The organism is Tautonia sociabilis (assembly GCF_003977685.1).
Lineage (GTDB): Bacteria > Planctomycetota > Planctomycetia > Isosphaerales > Isosphaeraceae > Tautonia > Tautonia sociabilis.
Window position 1 is genome coordinate 52,144 of the sequence record NZ_RYZH01000009.1, and the last position, 17,085, is coordinate 69,228.

The 17,085-nt window shown below is 71.5% G+C and carries 10 protein-coding genes; 4 read left to right on the forward strand and 6 right to left on the reverse strand.

The annotated features are described in order from the left end of the window. Nucleotides 1-328 precede the first annotated feature (328 nt). The 3 genes from glgP to TsocGM_RS06445 form a co-directional block, all read right to left on the reverse strand. Nucleotides 329-2,476: an alpha-glucan family phosphorylase gene (gene glgP / locus TsocGM_RS06435; RefSeq protein ID WP_126724481.1), complete on the reverse strand. Its 2,148-nt coding sequence runs from the start codon at nucleotides 2,474-2,476 to the stop codon at nucleotides 329-331. A 208-nt stretch (nucleotides 2,477-2,684) separates the two neighbouring features. After that, nucleotides 2,685-3,848, reverse strand: a complete 1,164-nt coding sequence (locus TsocGM_RS06440) for a tetratricopeptide repeat protein (RefSeq protein WP_126724482.1) — start codon at nucleotides 3,846-3,848, stop codon at nucleotides 2,685-2,687. A gap of 113 nt (nucleotides 3,849-3,961) precedes the next feature. After that, entirely contained in the window at nucleotides 3,962-4,774 is an 813-nt protein-coding gene (locus tag TsocGM_RS06445; RefSeq protein WP_126724483.1) for a class I SAM-dependent methyltransferase, read from the reverse strand. A 132-nt stretch (nucleotides 4,775-4,906) separates the two neighbouring features. Between TsocGM_RS06445 and TsocGM_RS06450 the strand changes: the two genes are divergently transcribed. The 3 genes from TsocGM_RS06450 to TsocGM_RS06460 all read left to right on the forward strand — a co-directional run bounded on the left by TsocGM_RS06450 (nucleotide 4,907) and on the right by TsocGM_RS06460 (nucleotide 11,139). Beyond that, on the forward strand, nucleotides 4,907-5,461 hold the full coding sequence (locus tag TsocGM_RS06450) for a DUF488 domain-containing protein (RefSeq protein ID WP_126724484.1): 555 nt from the start codon (nucleotides 4,907-4,909) through the stop codon (nucleotides 5,459-5,461). Between the two features lie 344 nt (nucleotides 5,462-5,805). Next, nucleotides 5,806-7,128: a lactate racemase domain-containing protein gene (locus TsocGM_RS06455; protein ID WP_126724485.1), complete on the forward strand. Its 1,323-nt coding sequence runs from the start codon at nucleotides 5,806-5,808 to the stop codon at nucleotides 7,126-7,128. Nucleotides 7,129-7,251: 123 nt separating this feature from the next. Further along, complete coding sequence (locus TsocGM_RS06460) at nucleotides 7,252-11,139, forward strand: CHAT domain-containing protein (protein WP_126724486.1); 3,888 nt, start codon at nucleotides 7,252-7,254, stop codon at nucleotides 11,137-11,139. A gap of 107 nt (nucleotides 11,140-11,246) precedes the next feature. On the opposite strand, the gene trmB is transcribed toward TsocGM_RS06460, so the two are convergent. Together trmB and TsocGM_RS06470 are read right to left on the reverse strand one after the other, a co-directional pair. Beyond that, a complete protein-coding gene (trmB, locus tag TsocGM_RS06465; RefSeq protein ID WP_126724487.1) occupies nucleotides 11,247-12,074 on the reverse strand; it encodes a tRNA (guanine(46)-N(7))-methyltransferase TrmB in 828 nt (275 codons plus the stop codon). A 67-nt stretch (nucleotides 12,075-12,141) separates the two neighbouring features. Beyond that, on the reverse strand, nucleotides 12,142-13,617 hold the full coding sequence (locus TsocGM_RS06470; RefSeq protein WP_126724488.1) for a PQQ-dependent sugar dehydrogenase: 1,476 nt from the start codon (nucleotides 13,615-13,617) through the stop codon (nucleotides 12,142-12,144). Between the two features lie 143 nt (nucleotides 13,618-13,760). Between TsocGM_RS06470 and hisE the strand changes: the two genes are divergently transcribed. Next, complete coding sequence (hisE, locus tag TsocGM_RS06475) at nucleotides 13,761-14,111, forward strand: phosphoribosyl-ATP diphosphatase (protein ID WP_233578457.1); 351 nt, start codon at nucleotides 13,761-13,763, stop codon at nucleotides 14,109-14,111. A 132-nt stretch (nucleotides 14,112-14,243) separates the two neighbouring features. On the opposite strand, the gene TsocGM_RS06480 is transcribed toward hisE, so the two are convergent. Further along, nucleotides 14,244-17,072, reverse strand: coding sequence for a protein-disulfide reductase DsbD family protein (locus TsocGM_RS06480; protein WP_126724490.1), 2,829 nt, complete (start codon nucleotides 17,070-17,072; stop codon nucleotides 14,244-14,246). Nucleotides 17,073-17,085: the final 13 nt, after the last annotated feature.

Consider the following 17,085-nt stretch of genomic DNA (forward strand, 5'->3'; position numbering starts at 1 on the left):
TGTGGCGATCGGATCGATGGCCGTCCGCCCGGCCCCCGTGCCTGGACTCCCCGGCGAGTCCCCCCGGCGGGCCGCTTGCCTGCCATCCATCGACCCAGTATAAGGCGCCCCTGCCCGGCGATCGAGCCCGCCTCCGTTCAATTCCGGCTCGGAGCGGCCCCGGCCGATCCCTGGTCAGGCCCTTCTCCCCTCAGCAACAGGATCGTCAGCAACAGGATCGGGACTCCTTGCACCTGGCCCAGGTCGACGAGGTGATCGGCTCCCGCCTCCCGGCTCTGGAGGTCGAGTCGGCTCGGCTCGGGGTCGGGTTGGGTCGGCTCAGCTCAGCTCAGCAGTGGTGGGGCATCACGCAAGGCTGGCCGCCGCAGGCGGGCAGGTAGGCGAACTGGGCGTAGTCCATCACCTGGCGGTCGGAGTTGAACCGCCAGCCGAGGGTGCGGATGCAGTCCTTCACGCGGGCGATCCACTTGCGGGGCAGCCCGTCGGAGTCCCGGTCGTAGTACAGGGGGATGACCTGGGAGGCGAGGGTGTCCATCAGGTCGGCGTAGTCTCGTTCGTCCTGGATGCCGGGGACCGAGTGGGTGCGGCCGGAGCCGATGGCGAAGCCGTTGCGGCCGTCGTATCCCTCGGCCCACCAGCCGTCGAGGATCGAGCAGTTCAGGCCGCCGTTCATGGCCACCTTCTGGCCCGAGGTGCCGCTGGCCTCCTGCGGGCGTCTCGGGTTGTTCAGCCAGACGTCCACCCCCTGCACGAGGAACCGGGCGACGTTCATGTCGTAGTCCTCGATGAACGCCAGGCGGCCGCGGAACTCCTCGGAGTTGCTGATCTTGACGATCTGCTGGATGAACTCCTTGCCGTAGCGGTCCTCGGGGTGGGCCTTGCCGGCGAAGATCAGCTGGACGGGGCGGTCGGAGGCGTTGACGATCCGGGCCAGCCTCTGGGCGTCCTTCAGGACCAGGGTGGCTCGCTTGTAGGTCGCGAAGCGGCGGGCGAAGCCGATGGTCAGGGTATCCAGGTCGAACATCGACTCGAAGGAGGAGACCTCCCGGTCGTCGGCCCCCCGGCGGAGGGCCTGACGCTGGAGGCGCTGGCGGACGAACTCCAGCAGCCGGGCCTTGAGGACCTGGTGCGTCTCCCAGAACTCCCCATCGTCAATCTCCGAGGCCTTCGCCCAGACCTCGGGGTGCCGCATCCGTCCCGCCCAGTTCTGGCCGAAGTGGCGGTCGTAAATGGCCTTCATCTGGGGAGCCAGCCAGCTGAGCGTGTGCACGCCGTTGGTAATGTGGCCGATGGGCACCTCTTCCTCCGTCCGGTTCGGGTAGAGGGGGTGCCACATCCGCCGGGAGACCTTGCCGTGCAGGGCGGAGACGCCGTTGGCGTGCCGGGAGAGCTTCAGGGCGAGCACCGTCATGCAGAACGGCTCATTGTGGTCGCCGGGGTGGACGCGGCCCAGGCCCATGAAGTCGTCGAAGGACAGGTGGAGCTGCTCCCGGAGCTTGCCGAGGTTCTCCTCGACCAGGTCGGCGCCGAAGCGGTCATGGCCGGCGGCCACGGGGGTGTGGGTGGTGAAGACGGTCATGCCGGCCACGTCCCGGACGGCCTCGCCGAAGGGGCGGCCCTCGGCGTCCATGACCATCCGGATCAGCTCCAGGCCGGCGAAGGCGCTGTGCCCCTCGTTCAGGTGGATGACCGAGGGGTCGATCCCCGAGGCGTACAGCGCCCGGACGCCGCCGACCCCCAGCAGCAGTTCCTGGCGGATTCGGATTCGGGCGTCTCCGCCGTAGAGCCGGCCGGTCAGGGCGCGGTCCGACTCGCTGTTCTCGGGCACGTTGCTGTCCAGCAGCAGCAGCGTCGTGCGGCCGACCTCCACCCGCCAGACCTTCGCGTGCAGGGTGCCGGACCGGGTGTCGACCGCGACGCGCACCGGGTGGCCGTCGGGGGTCTTGGCCTCCTCGATCGGCAACTGGGCGGGGTCGTTGAACGGGTAGTGCTCATGCTGCCAGCCGTCGGCGTCGAGCGACTGGCGGAAGTACCCCTCGGCGTACAGGATGCCGACGGCCACCAGCGGCAGGCCCAGGTCGCTGGCGCTCTTGAGGTGGTCGCCGGCCAGCACGCCCAAGCCGCCGGAGTAGATCGGCAGGCTCTCGTGCAGGCCGAACTCCATCGAGAAGTACGCCACCGGCCGCGCCCGGAGGATCGAGGCGTGGATCGTGCCCCAGCTGTCCTTGTTCTCCAGGTACTCGTTGAGCCGCCGGAAGGCGTAGTCGATCCGGGAGATCAGGGCCATCTCCGAGGCGCGCCGAACGAGCTGCTCGGGGGGGATCCGGTCGAGGAAGACGACGGGGTTGTGGTCCGTTTCCCGCCAGAGGACCGGATCGAGTTCCCGGAACAGCTCGATCACGTGCGGCTGCCAGGTCCACCAGAGGTTCCGGGCCAGCTCGCGCAGCTTGTTGACGATCGTGTCCTGGCTGACCATCGCGCTCCTCGGAGTCGGATCTGTCGGGGAGAGGCCGCGGCGCCCCGGGACGGACGGACCTTCCCTGTCTTCGGGCCGAACGCCGAACTTGGGGGCTTAGTATGTCGAAATCGCCCCGCGCCGCCAACCCCGCCCGATCCCAGCACCAGCACCAGCATCGGCGCCGGCCCCGGGTCACGATCCGACCCGAGGACACCAGGAGAGCCGGTCAACTCCCCGCCCCCTCCGGTCGGAGCGGCCCGGGGGGCTCGGCGGGAGGGGACGAGGGCGGCTCCAGGGCCAACCGCGCCAGCAGGTGCGGCACCTGGGTCGGCTCGGCCCGCGCGACAACCCATTCGAGCAGCGGCCGGGCGGCCCCGGCGTCTCCGGCGATGACCAGCGCGAGGCCGGCATACGCGCGGGCCTCGGCCTGCTGGTCGGCAGTCTCGGCGGCGTCGAGCAGCCCGGCCAGGTCGAGCCGGCCGCGGAGGTGCTCCAGGATCGGACACGGCCACGCCCCCGGGTCGAGCTGCTCGGCGGCGGCGTCGAGCAGCCCGGCGGCCTGCGCGTCCCGGCCCGCTCGGCGGTGCTCCAGGGCGGCGAGGATGGCGGCGTAAGGGGAGAGCGCCTCATACCAGCCGACCAGGGCGAGGTACGCCTCGGCGTCGGCCGAGGCCCCGTCGATCCCCAGGGCGAGGCCCGTGGCCGCCCGGTTGAAGCGGGAGCCGGGGTGGTTCGGGTCGGCCCGGAGGGCCAGGGTGAACGAGTCGTGCGCCGCCGCCGGGTCCCCCTGGTCGAGCAACGCGAGGCCGCGGTCGAAGTACGGCAGCGGGTCGAGCGGGGCGAGCTTGGCGGCCTGGGAGAAGTCCGCGATCGCCTCGTCCGGTCGGCCGGCCCGGCGGCGGAGCGTCCCCCGGTTCAGGTAGGGCAGCGACCACTCCGGCTCCAGTCGGATCGCCTCGGCGAAGTCCGCCTCGGCCAGATCCACCCGGCCGAGATCCTCGTACAGCAGCCCCCGGGCGTTGTAGTCCCGCGCCTCCGGCGCCCCGGTCCCCTCGATCCGAGCGGTCGCCTGCCGGAGTGCCTGGTCGAAGGGGAGCACCCGGTCCGCCTTGGCCCAGCCGGCCACGTCGGCCGCCTCCAGCCAGAGCCATTCCCCGTTGACCTGCCCGACGGTGTACACCCGGTGGATCTCCCCCGTCGCCACCACCCGGCGCTGGATCTTCAGGGTGTCCTCGGTCGACGCCAGCACCACCCGGTCCCCCTGGCCGACCGCCTGCCGAGGAGCCGCCCCCTCGGCCCGTCCTCCGGGCACGGCCGCGGCGGCGAGGGTGACCGCAATCCCCAGCATCGGAGCCGCCCATCGGCGAGCGGCGAGGGGCAGGTCGATCATGGCGAAGCCTCCGGGAGACGCGTCGGTGTCAGGATCGGGGCATGCGGATGGCGGACGCCGGCGGGCGATCGGTGCGATGACTCTGGGGGGACCTCCGGTATCGCGCGGCCTCCTCAGCCGGCGGGGTCGGCCTCGACCGGCTCGACGACCGGCTCGGGGCCGGTGTCGCCGGCGGCGGGCTTCTCAAGGTCGCCGGCGGCGGGCTTCTCGAAGATGATGATGTGTTGCCAGGGGAGGAAGTCGAGCACCTCCTTCAGCCGGAAGCCCTGGGGCTCGATCTCGGCCCGGGCCTGCTCGACCGTCATCTTGTGCTCGGGCTTGATGGGGACGGTCGGGTCCTCGGCCCGGAACTCGACCAGGACGAGCCGGCCGCCGGGCTTCAGCGCCGAGCGGAGCCCCCGCAGGGTCGCCTCGGGGTCGGAAACCTCATGGTAGACATCGACCATCAGGATCAGGTCGATTTCCCCCTCGGGCAGCCCCGGATCCTCCTGGGTCACCAGCACCGGGCGGACGTTCGAGACGCCGGCGCGCCGGGCCCGCTGCTGGAGCATCCGGAGCATCTGCGGCTGCACATCGGTGGCGTAAACCACCCCCTCGGGGCCGACGCGATCGGCCATCTTCAGGCTATGATAGCCGACGCCGGCCCCCACGTCGGCCACGATCATGCCCGGCTCGATCCCCAGCGCGTCGAGCATCTCGTCGGGCCGCTCCTCCTCGATTCGAGACGGCCGCATCAGCCAGTTGGCGCCAAGGTAGCTCATCACCTCGGCGATCACCCGGCCCCGATACGTCCCGTGCCGGTGGTCGTGGTCCGGACGGGGTTGCTGGCGGGGCCCGGCCATCGGGAGGGCGTCGGCCGGGAAGGGGAAGGCAAGGGCAAGCACAAAGGCGAGGGCCCATCGGGCCGGCAGCGAAGGTCGCGACATGGTGGGTCCGCTCGGCTCGGGTTCGGGATCGGGTTCGATGGCGGTCGGACGTCGGGCCGGAGGGCCCGGCCCCCCAGCGCTCATGGTAGGCGACGGCCCGATCCGGGGCCAGTCGCCCGAGGAGGACCGGCGATGGCTCCTGATGATCTCGATGCGGCCCAGGCGATCGGGGAGCCCCGGGAGCTCTGGACCGTCGGCTACGGCTCCTGGCCGGCGAGGGAGCGAGCCGATCGACTGGCCTCGGCCCTCTCCGCCCGAGGAGTCACCCTGCTGGCCGACGTGAGGCTCGCCCCCTGCTCCTCCGACCTCGACCCCTCCCGCACCTACGGCCCCCGAGGCTGGCACCTGCGGGCCTCCGGCTCGGGAGAGGGGATCGTCCCCCTGCTGGCCCAATCGGGGATCTCCTACGAGTGGTTCGTGGAGCTGGGCAACCCCCAACGCCAGGATCCCGCCATGGCGGTCCTCCGTTCCCACCTCGACGACCCCTCCGCCGGCTGGCCCGTCCACCGAGGCCTCTCCCGGCTGGCCGACCGCGTCCGGACCCCCGGCGCCGTCGTCGCCCTGCTCTGCGCCTGCGCCGACCCCGCCCGATGCCACCGCTCCCTCATTGCCGATGCCCTGGCCGACCGACACTTCGGCGGCCTCCTCGCCGTGCGAGACGTCCGGACAGGCGGTCGGCTGCGGTGACTCCCTGGCGGTGAGGTCCGATCCCTCGCTCGGAAGCGGCCGAGGCCGGCGGAACGAGGCTCGATCCAGCGTCGAGCACGGCCCGTCCCCGGCCTCCTGGCCCCTGGAACGCCGCCATCCCGGGGCGAACGCCCTCGACCTTCCGGGTCGCCGGAGGCCGGGAGGGGAACCAGGACCGCACGGCCGATCCGGAGCGCCAGCCCGGCCGGACGGCAACATCGGCGAGGACCGCGGAGCACCGAACCCGGCCGGCTCCCGGCCCTCGTTCGGGCGCTGACGGGTCCCCCGACGTCGGGGTACGATGGCCTCGCCCCGCCGCACCGATCCCGCCCGGAGCCCCGCTCATGACCGCCCGACCCGAGGACATCCCCCCCGTCGCCCGAGTCCGACAGCGCGTCTCCCACCCGGCGCTGGACGACGCCCCGGCCGCCGTGGCCGAGGCGATCCGGTCGAGCCACATCACCGGGAGGGTGCCGAAGGGAGGACGGGTGGCGTTGACGGTCGGCAGCCGGGGGATCGTCGGCATCGACCGGATCACCTCGGCGGCGGTCTCGGCGCTGAAGGGCCTGGGGTTCGAGCCGTTCGTGGTGGCGGCCATGGGCAGCCACGGCAAGGGGACGGCCGAGGGGCAGCGGGCCCTGCTGGCCGAGCTGGGCGTGACCGAGGAATCGGCCGGTTGCCCGATCCGATCGGAGATGGACACCGTCGTCCTGGGCTCGAACAGCTTCGGCCTGCCGATTCACTTCGACCGCAACGCCTTCGACGCCGACGGCATCGTCCTGCTCAACCGGGTCAAGCCGCACACGTCGTTCACCGGGAGGTATGAGAGCGGCCTGTTGAAGATGCTGACGATCGGCCTCGGCAAGCGCGAGGGGGCGGCCCAGGTGCACAAGCTCGGCCTGCCGGGCCTGAAGGTCCTGCTGCCGGAGGTGGGGGAGTTCCTGCTGCGGAAGACGCCCGTGGCGCTGGGGGTGGCCCTGCTGGAGAACGCGGAGGAGCGCACGGCGAGCGTCGAGGCGGTGGAGCCGGAGGAGCTGCTGGAGGTCGAGCCAAGGTTGCTCGACGAGGCAAGGCGGATGATGGGCCGGCTGCCGTTCGATCAGATCGATGTGCTGATCGTTGGCGAGCTGGGCAAGAACTACAGCGGCACAGGCATGGATCCGAACGTGATCGGCCGCCAGCGCGTCGAGACGATGCCGGACCTCCCCCGGCCGGTCGTCACGAGGCTGACGGTCCTGGATCTCTCCCCCGAGACGAAGGGGAACGCCACGGGGATCGGCCTGGCGGACCTGACGACCGATCGCTTCGTCCGGCAGATCGACCCGGAGCCGATGCGGGTCAACTGCTACACCAGCAACTTCCTCACCCGGGCCCGCATTCCCCTGGCGATGCCGACCGACCGCGAGGCGATCGCCATGAGCCTCCAGACCTGCTGGCGCGTCGACCGGTCTGAGGCCCGCATGGTGATCGTCCCGAACACGCTGGAGCTGGCCACGCTGTACGTCTCCCCCGCCCTGGCCGACGAGGTGGCGGCGGACCCGGGCCTGGAGCTGGAGTCGGGCTTCGAGCCGCTCCCCTTCCTACCGGACGGGACGCTCAACCAGGAGGCGATGTTCCCGGAGAGCGTGCGGGGGCGTCGCGCCCTCGGAATTCGATCCGGCCATTGATGGCCCATTTCGCTTGCCCGACCCGGATCCGCGGGGAATGCTGGAAGGGGGGATCGCGCCGGGGCGGCGGTCGTCGTCAGCGCCGGCAGGAGGCCCCCCGGACCTCGACCGGGCCGCACGATCATGGGCGACCAGCTTCCCAACGGGGCAAGGCTCGAGCGCGGCGACGGCCGCCACCGGGCGATCGTCCGGCGGTTCGAGGCCGCGACGATGGACGAAATGGAGGCGATGCTCGCCTCTGCCGAGCTGGAGCAGGAGCGAGCGCTCCGGCTCTACCTGGGAGATGATCGCTTCGAGCGGATGCGCCAGCTCGCCCTGAGCCGGTACGTCTCCCGAGCGGCGGAGGCGCCGGCCGGCAACGTCGTCATCCTGCCGGGGCTGATGGGCAGCGCCCTGCACACGATCGACCGCCGGGGAGACGACGACGAGGTCTGGCTGAACCTCTGGCGGCTCGCCCAGGGGGCGATCGGCCGCCTGCAACTGGCGCCCGACGGCGTGCTCCAGGCCGACCCGTCCTACTCGACCCGGCCGGGGAACGCGCTCTGGAAGTACTACGGCGAGCTCGTGCTGGCGATGCGGAGGCGCTGGCGGGTGCTCGTTTTCACGTATGACTGGCGCAAGGACATCCGCCTGGCGGCCGATCGCCTGCTGGCGAACATCAACTCGACCTTCGGCCCGGACGAGCCGGTGCACCTGGTCGCGCACTCGATGGGGGGCCTGGTGGCCCGGAGCTTCATCCAGCGGCACCCGGAGCGATGGCGGTCGATGTGGTCGGCAGGGGCCGACCGCCGCTCCCGGGGGGGACGGCTGGTGATGCTCGGCACGCCGAACCACGGGTCATACCTGGTGCCCCAGGTGCTGTGCGGCCTGGCGAACACGGTCTGGATGATCGAGCGGCTCGACCTGACCCGGGACATGGCCGGGATGCTCCGCGTCGTCCACTCGTTCCCGGGCGTGTATCAACTGATGCCCTCCCCGATCGTCGACCTCGACGCCAAGCCGCTCTACGACCCCGACACCTACGGCCCGATCGGCGTCTCCGCCCGGCACCTCGACGCCGCCGGCGACTTCCACGAGGAGCTGACGGCCGATCTGGAGTCGGCGTCCTCCCGGCGGGCGATCGAGGACCGCTTCGTCTACTTCGCCGGCTACGGCCAGCAGACGGCCGACGGCATCCCTCCCAACCGCCTGGACCACCTGGCTCGCGTCCCGCAGCCGGCCGGGTTCAAAATCGAGGAGCATTACCTGTTCACCTTCGAGGGAGACGGCAGCGTCTCCCGTCGGCTGGGACAGCTGCGAGACGGCAACGGCGCCCCCGTTCCCCTGCGGACCTACCGCGTGCGCGAGGAGCACTCGGCGCTGGTGGCGAACCCGAACGTGCTGTCGGCCGTCGATGAGGTGCTCCGCCTCGGCGAGCTGCAACGCCCCGCCCCCCGAGGAGCCGAGCCGGCCGCGATGGCCCCCGGCTCGATCTCGGAAGTGGACTGGGACGACCCCGAGCAGGTCATCCCCATCGAGCCCCGCCCCGACCCCGACGCCGCCAAGCGCTGGGCCGAGGCCCACGACCAGGACCGCCGCCGGTTCGACCGGATGCTCGACCGGACCCGCCTCCGCCTCGCCGTGGCCGAGGTCGGCTCGGCCGCGCCATCGCCCCCCGACGCCCCCGACGTACCGCCGCCGATCGACCTGACCCCCGAGGAACGCGAGCTGGCCGAGGCCATCGTCTCCGACTTCCTCCGAGTGCCGGGGGCGGCCTCCGGAATCGGCTCCCCGCTCTCGGGATCGGCAGTCGAGCCGCCGACCATCGCGATCCACCTGGCGCTGGACGACGTCTCCCGCATCGGCGACCGGCCTGTGGAAACCCAGGACGGCCAGGTCACACCGCCGATCGACGCCATCGCCATCGGCCACTACACCGGAGAGAAGCCCAGGCCAGGAGACTCGGCCTGGGCGCTCGACCAGGTGATCGGCCGGGCGATGCTCCCGAGCGGCGACGCCTCCCCCTGCGCCTTCGAGACGGGCCCGGCCGGCAACGTCGAGGGGGGCGGGGAGGCCCGGCTGCGGGAGGCCCAACTGCTGCTCTCCCAGCTGATCGAGCGCGGGATCGCTCGGGGAGAGCTGGGCCAGCCGTACCTCGTGCCCGACCCTCGCGAGCCCTCCCGGGTGATCGCCCTCTGCGGCATGGGGGTGCCCGGCGGCTTCGGGGCGCCGGAGCTGACGGTGCTGGTCCGAGAGCTGGTCTGGACGCTCGGCAAGCTCGGCAAGGCGCACCTCGCCTCGGCCCCCATCGGAACCCGCAACGCCAACCTGCCGCCGGCCGAGGCAACCGAGGCCTGGATCCGAGGCATCAAGCTCGCCTTCAGCGGCACCGAGGCTGCCGAGGGACAGGTGATCCGCCACGTGACCTTCGTGCTGCCCGACCCGAGGATCTTCCCCGAGGTCGACCGCACCCTGATCGCCCTGAAGACGAAGCTCGCCGCGGAGCGCCGGCTGATCCTCGACTACTCGCCGCTCACCCCCGGGCAGCTCCGGACGCTGCACGACCGGGCGATCGCCTTCGAGCGCGCCGAGTTCTCCCGGCGCTGGGAGGAGCGCTGGCGCCTCTGGGAGCGGGAGGATCCCGGCCTGATCGGCCCCGAGGAGGGAGAGGCGCCCGACCCGGTGCGCATCACCGTCCGGTTCGGCCCCGGCGCGGCGACGAGCCGGCGGGTCTTCCGGTTCGGGGCCGTCTCCCGGTCGGCCGCCCTGCCGATGCGGGAGATCGACATCGACCCGGGGCTGGTGGCCTCGGCCAACGACGAGCTGGCCGCCGAACGCGACCCCGGCCGGCAATTCGCCCGGGGCCGGTTCCTCGGCCAGTTGCTCCTCCCTCGCGACTTCCGCCCGCTGCTTCGGTCCGGCGGGCCGCTGGTGATGATGCTCGACCCGACCGCCGCCCGCATCCACTGGGAGCTGCTCGCCCGCCCCGAGCTCTGGACGATGTCCGACCGGCCCGGCTCCTCGGCCGAGGACGCGACCGACGGGACGGCCTTCCTGGGCACGAGCCGGGGGCTCACCCGGCAGTTGATCACCGCCTTCGCCCCTCCCCCGGAACCGCCCCCGCCCAGCCGGCGCTACCTCCGCGTGCTCGTCGTGGCCGACCCGGCCGCCGACGCCCCGCTGCCGGGAGCCCGCCGGGAAGGGGTCGCCGCCGTCGAGCTGTTCCGCGCCTTCAACGCCGCCTGGGGACACTCCGGCAACGTCGTCGAGGTCGACGCGCTGATCGGCCCGTCCGAGGCGACACGGACCAACGTCCTCCGCCTGTTGATGGGGCGCACCTACGACGCCTTCCACTACGCCGGCCACTGCTTCTTCGACCCGTCGAATCCGGCCGCCTCGGGTCTGCTCTTCTCCGGAGGGGAGGTGATCTCGGCACACGAGCTGCGGCGAATCGACCGCGTGCCAAAATTCGCGTTCGTCAACGCCTGCGAGTCGGGGATCGTCCCCTCGGAGCTGATGCCGAAGGTCGTCGGCTACCAGCCCGGCCTGGCGCCAAGCTTCGCCGAGGCGTTCTTCGAGCGCGGCGTGTCGAACCTCGTCTGCACCGCCTGGCCGGTCGACGACGAGGCGGCGGTCGCCTTCTCGCAGACGCTCTACCGGTCGCTGCTCGGCCTCTCGGGAGCGGGCTCCGACCGGCCCGATCCGATCCGCCCGCTGGTGATGCACCGAGCGATGCGGCAGGCCCGCCTGGCCGTCTCCCGCCGCGACGATCTGCCCGGCGGCGCCCACACCTGGGGCGCCTACCAGCACTACGGCAACCCCGACTTCGCCTTCTTCGACGGCTCCCGGATGCTCCGCGGCGAGGCCGCCGTCGTCGCCTCGGCGGCTCGGGAAGCCCTCCCCGCCTCCTCGGCGACGGACAAGGGCTCGAAGGCGAAATCCCGGTCGGGGCGTTCCTCCACCCATCGGAGGCGATACGGTGGCTCCCGGCGATCGTCGAAGACCGGCCCGGGGTCGGGGGACGCGACCTGACCACCGGCCCAGCCGGCGCCCCGTCCGGCCGACGGCCGGGGGACCGGTCGAGGAGGCCGGCACGATGGCCCGGGGAGCCGACGGCCCGAGGGCCGTCGGCCCAGGGACTACCGCTTCTTCCGGGGCCCCGGGCGTCGGCTCCGCTTCGGGGAGGGGCGGTCGTCGCCGCCGGACTCGAGGGCGTCGAGTTCCTCCCAGGGACCTCGGGAGACGAACTCGGGGAGGGGGAGGGTGTTGATGGCCTCCCGGATGTCGGGGCCGGTCAGGTCGTCTCGGCGCGTGCCGACGCCCCGGAAGATCGGCAGCCCTCGGCTGCGGGCGAGGATCTCGCGGCGGGAGCGGCCTTCGGGGGCGTCGGGCCAGGGCTCGGGGTGCGCTCGGAAGGTGAAGAAGGCGGGGGCGACGGAGGCGATGTACTCCCAGTATTCGGGGCTGTCCGTCTGGATCACGAACAGCCCGCCGGGACGGAGCACGCGGTGGACGTGCTTGAGAAAGGCAGGGGTTATCAGGCGGTAGCGGGCGTCCTTCGGATCGTGGTACGGCTGCGGGTGGTAGATGTGCACCTCGGCCACGCTGCCAGGGGCGACGTAAGATCGCAGGAACGATTGCGCGTCCTTCACCACCACTCGGACATTGTGCAGCCCGCGCTGGTTGGCCCGCTTGGTCGCGTAGCGGACGACCGCCGGCACCAGGTCCACGGCCACGTGGTCGCATTCCGGACGGCTCAGGGCGCTGAGCAGCGTGAACCGGCCGTTGCCGCAGCCGAGGTCGAGGATGACGGGCGCCTCTCGGCCGAAGATGGCCGCCCAGTCGAGCGGGCCCTCCTCCGGGGGAGGCAGGCGCTTGATCGCCGTGCGCGCCCATTCGGACTCGGGCAGGATGCGGCCCGGGATGGGCACGCCGAATTCGGTTTCGCTGTCGGGGGGGGTGGACATGGGGATGGATCTCTCACGCGGAGCCACAAAGAAAAAAAAGAGAGAAAAAGACAAAAAGGACGTTTTCTTATTTCGATTTCTTCTCCTCTGTGACGCTGCGACTCCGCGTGAGGTTCTCGTCTTCCTTCGCGATCGAGGGGACTCGATTCATCGTGTAGTGGGCGACGTCCGGCTCGGCCCCGGGCAGGTCGGCCCGGATCTCGTAGATCCGGCCGGGGATCATCGGCTCCCGGACCCGGAGGCGGACGGAGGCCGGGTCGGCTCCGGGTTCGACGGCGGCGACCGAGAGCAGCTCGAGATCCGTCGGCGGCGAGTGGTACGAGCCCTGGAACACGTGATGATAGCGGCGCAGTGAATACCGAGACGGGTCGAGCGCCGGGGCCTGGTCGCTCGGCTCGGAGAGGAAGCGGAGGGTGAAGCCGTCGGGCTCGGCGGTCGCCTCCAGGATGCCGAAGCCCGGCGCGTCGGCGATCGGCCGGACCCGGTAGATGGCCCCCTGCTCGGGCTCGGCTCCCCAGGAGGGCTCCCGGATCGAGCCGACGTAGAGCGTCCCGTCCGGGGAAAACGCCAGGCAGAGCGGCCCGAGCAGGCCGCCGAGAAACGGGTAGCAGGCCCCCTGGGAAACGCCGTCGACCTCCTCCAGCGAGGCCCGCAGGATGAAGCGATTGTTGTATTCGCAGAGGACGAGCTGTCCCTCCACCGGGCCGAACCTTCCCCCCGTCTCCGCGAAGGCCAGGCCGTTGACCGACCTCGCCCAGGGGTAGGGGATGAGCACGGCGGGGGTGTACGGGGTGCTCCCCTCGGGACCGGAGGGCGGATCGGCCTGGCTGGGGTAGCCGTACCAGGAGCCGGGCACGAGCGGGTTGATCTCGCAGTTGGTCTTCTGTTGCCCCTGGTTGTCGGTGAAGAAGACGGCGCCGTCGGCGGACCGGGTCGTCCAGCCGGTCGGGTAGCGGAGCCCTTCGGCCAGCACGGCCACGGAGCCGTCCTCCGGGTCGACCTTGATGGCCTTGCCGCGGAGGAAGTGGCGGCCCTCGACGGAGCGATCGCGCACGTCGTCGGTCACGGGGCTGACCACGTAGGAGCCGTCGGGCCAGCGGGCGATGCCGGTGGTCCAATCATGGTGGTCCCGGGTGACGTCCCAGGCGTCGGTGATCGTCGTCCAGCGCTCGGCCCACCCGTCCTCGTCGTCGTCGGAGAGGCGGAGCAAGGCCGCCCGGGTGGCGACGATCAGATCGTTCCCCTCGGCCAACAGCCCCAGCGGCCAGTGCGGCAGCGTGCCGGCCCAGCGCCGGTAGGTCTCGGGCAGGCCGTCGCCGTCCTCGTCGGCGACGAGCAGGATGTCGCCGTCCATCGAGCCGACCGCCAGCGAGCCGTCCGGCCGGATCGTCATGCAGCTCGGCAGCACGTCCGCCGGCAGCGGCAGGCGATCGGCCCGGTAGCCGGAGGCCTCCGGCCCCTGGGCCGTCGCCCCGCGGACCAGAACCGAGAGCAGGAGCAGGAGCAGGAACGGCATCAAACCGTGATGGACCATGCGATTCATCTCGCGTTCCCTCTCCTCGATTCGATTCCCGGGGCCGATCGATCCCTCCCATCTTGGCGATCCGGGGCGGAGCCGACAAGCGAGGGGCGGCGTCGGGTATGATCGGGGGAGAGCCCTCGACCCGATTGCCCGGAGCGCCGACCGTGACCGACCAGCCGAACGTCCTGCATGCGTTGTCCGACCTCGTGGCCGATCGCAAGGCGAACCCGCCGGCCGAGCGGTCGTACGTCGTCTCGCTCTTGCTCGGCGGCACGGCGAAGATCAACGCCAAGATCACCGAGGAGGCCGCCGAGGTCGTCGAGGCCGCCGACGAACCGGGAGTCGAGGGGCGCGCACACCTCGTCCGGGAGGTGGCCGACCTGGTCTTCCATGCGGTCGTCCTGCTCCGGGCCCGAGACCTCGGCTGGGACGAGGTCGAGAAGGAGCTGGCCAGACGGTTCGGGATCAGCGGGATCGTCGAGAAGGAGTCTCGGGGGAGGCCGGGGAAGGCCTGACGAGGAACGGCGGAGGACCGATGCGGGAAGGAGCATGCCGGAGCCGAGTCGGAGGGGCGGTCGGCCCCCGACTCCGGCCCCGGCCGCCCCTCAGCCGGCATCCCTCATCCGCCGTCCCGCATCGGTGCTCGATCATTCTCCCGCCGCGGCGGTGCGGGCCACCTCGCTGAACTTCGCCAGGGCGCCGTCGAGAAATGAGACAAACGGGCCCGGCTCGATGTAGCCCCCCTCGGCGGAGACGACCTCCCCCTCGGGGGTGAGCACGACGTAGAGCGGCTGGGTCGACTGCTGCGTCAGCTCGATCTCGCGCAAGAGGTTCTTCACAGCAAGTTCCTCGGAGCGCTCGGGGCCGAGGCCCTCGACCGGCACTCGGTCAACGTAGAGCTGCACCGGGACGAACTGGCGGAGGCGGTCGATCACGTCGTCTCTCGGCATGACGGACTTCTCCATCAGCCGGCAGTTGGCGCAGTTGACCCCGGTGAAGTCGATCAGCACCGGCTTGCCCTGTTCCTTCGCCTTGGCCAGGGCCACGTCGAGGCTCATGTCCCACCAGACGCCGTGCAGGCTTCGGGCGCGCTGGACCTCGGGCGGATCCTCGCTGTCGGCGATCAGCTCGCGCGGCTCGGCCGAGCCGCCTCCCCCGCCGGGGGACATCAGGCCGAACCGCTCCAGGCGGGTGAGCAACTGCGTCTCGGCGTCCAGCTCGCCGGCGTCGGCAGGGAGCAGGCCGACGACCAGGCGGTCATAGATCTGGCTCTTCGGCGGGTAGCCGAACAGCGCGGGGGAGAAGTACAGCGCCAGGAACAGGAACAGCGACCCGAACAGCAGCCGGCCGACGCCGACCGAGGGGGCGTCGTGGTCGTGGCTCGTCCGGAAGAACCCGAGCAGGTAGAACCCGCAGATCGCGGCGATCACCACCCAGGCGGCCAGCAGGACCTGCGCGTCGAACCAGGCGGCCTCGGGGTTGCCTCGCAGGCTGACCTCGGCGGTGTTCAGGAACTTGAAGGCGGCGCCAATCTCGATCAGGCCGCCCACCACCTTCACCGCGTTCATCCAGTCTCCGCTGCGGGGCAGGTTCGCCAGAATGCCCGGCGCCAGCGCCAGCAGGAAGAACGGCAGGGCCAGCACCGTGGCGAAGGTCGCCAGGCCGATGATCGGATACAGGTAGCTCCCCCCCGCCGCCAGCACGAGCAGGGCGCCGACCACGGGGAAGGTGCAGGTGAACGAGGTGATCGTCAGCGTCATCGCCATGAAGATCACGCCGATGAACCCGCCGCGAGACTCCCCCTGGGCCGAGGCGTTCAGCAGGAAGGTCGGCAGGCGGATCTCGAACAGCCCCAGCAGGCTCAGGCCGAAGGCCAGGAACAGGCCGGCGACCAGGAAATTCAACCAGGGGGCGTTGCTCAACTGGTTCAGCGCCGTCGCCCCGAAGGCCGCCGAGAAGACGACGCCCACCAGGGTGAACACCCCGATGATCGCCAGGCAGTACGTCACCGCCAGGCCCGTCGTCGACTTCTTCCCCTGCTGCCCCTGCTTGACGAAGAAGTTCACCGTGATCGGGATCATCGGCCAGACGCAGGGCATCAAGAGCGCCACCAGACCCCCCAGCGCCGACCACGCCAGGAACGGGATCAACCCCTGGTTGATCTTCTCCTGCACCACTCCCGAACCGGCGGCCGGAACCGGAGCCGACGCCGGCGCCGGAGCGGCGGTCGCGGTCGGCTCGGCCGGAGCGGCGATCGCGGCCGGCTCGGCCGGGCCGGCGCCGGCGGCCGAGCCCTCCTCATCGGCCGGGGCCAGCGCGGCGCCCCCAGTGGCGAGCACGGTGAGCGCAACCGGGTCCAGCGTGCGACGGGTCGGCGGCTTGCAGCTCTTGGGGTCGCAGATCTGGAACTGGATCTGGTTGCGGAGCGTGCGCTCGCCCGGCTTCGCGTCGTCGGGAACCTTCAGCGCGATCGACCAGGAAACCTCGTCCTCGAAGTACTTGTAGGCGAGCACGCCGTTGTTCGGTTCCGGCTCGTGCGGCGCCTTCGAGGCGGTCCACTCGCCGGCCGGCTCCAGGCCGTCGAGTCCGAACAGGTCGAACCGAGTGGGGACGGCGGCGACCCCCTCGGGAATCGAGTCGCCGAGATCGTAGATGTGCCAGGTCGGTGCGAGCCGCACGATCACCGAGTAGGTGACCGTGTCTCCCGGCTTCGCCTGCTTCGGCTCGATCGTCGTGGTGAACGTCGCCTCCTTCGGCTGAAGCACCGGGGGAGAGTCGGCCCGCTGCGGCCTGGGGGCCCCTTGCGGCGGCAGGGCCAGGACGGTGCCCAGCGCCGCCAGGGCGGAGGGGACCGGATCGATCGGCCGGCCGAGCGTCGCCTGCGTCGGATCGGCCTCCGGGGCCTCGATCGTCAGCTCGACCGGAGCGACGGTGCGACGGGTCGGCGGCTTGCAGACCTGATCGGTGCAGATCTGAAACTGGACCTGGGCCTGGATCGAGACGGTGCCGGGCCGGGCATCCTCGGGAATCCGGAGGGTGCGGGTCCAGGAGACAGACCCCTCGTGGTAGTCGTAGGCGATGGCTCCAAGGACCCCCTTGGGCCTGATCGGCGCCTCGGAGGGGGTCCAGGAGCCGCCCTCCCCGACCGGCTCGAGGCCGCCGGACTGGAAGAGGTCGAAGGTCGTCGGCACGGCGGCCACGCCCTCGGGTCGCTCGGCGGCAAAGGCGTAGATATGCCAGGAGTCCTCGACCTTGGCCGTGATCGAGTACGAGACCGTCTCTCCCGGCCGGGCCGTGCTCGGCTCGACCCGAGCGGTGAAGGAGACCTCCCTGGGCTGGAGGATCTCCGGGGAGTCCTTCCGACTGGGCTTCGGTCCCTGGGCGGCGGCCTCCTCGGGGGCCGGGGCCGCCAGCAGGGCGATCAGCAGGCCGGCGGCCGTCAGCCGCGGCGGCCCGGGCCATCGGTCGATTCGCATCGCGTCACGCTCC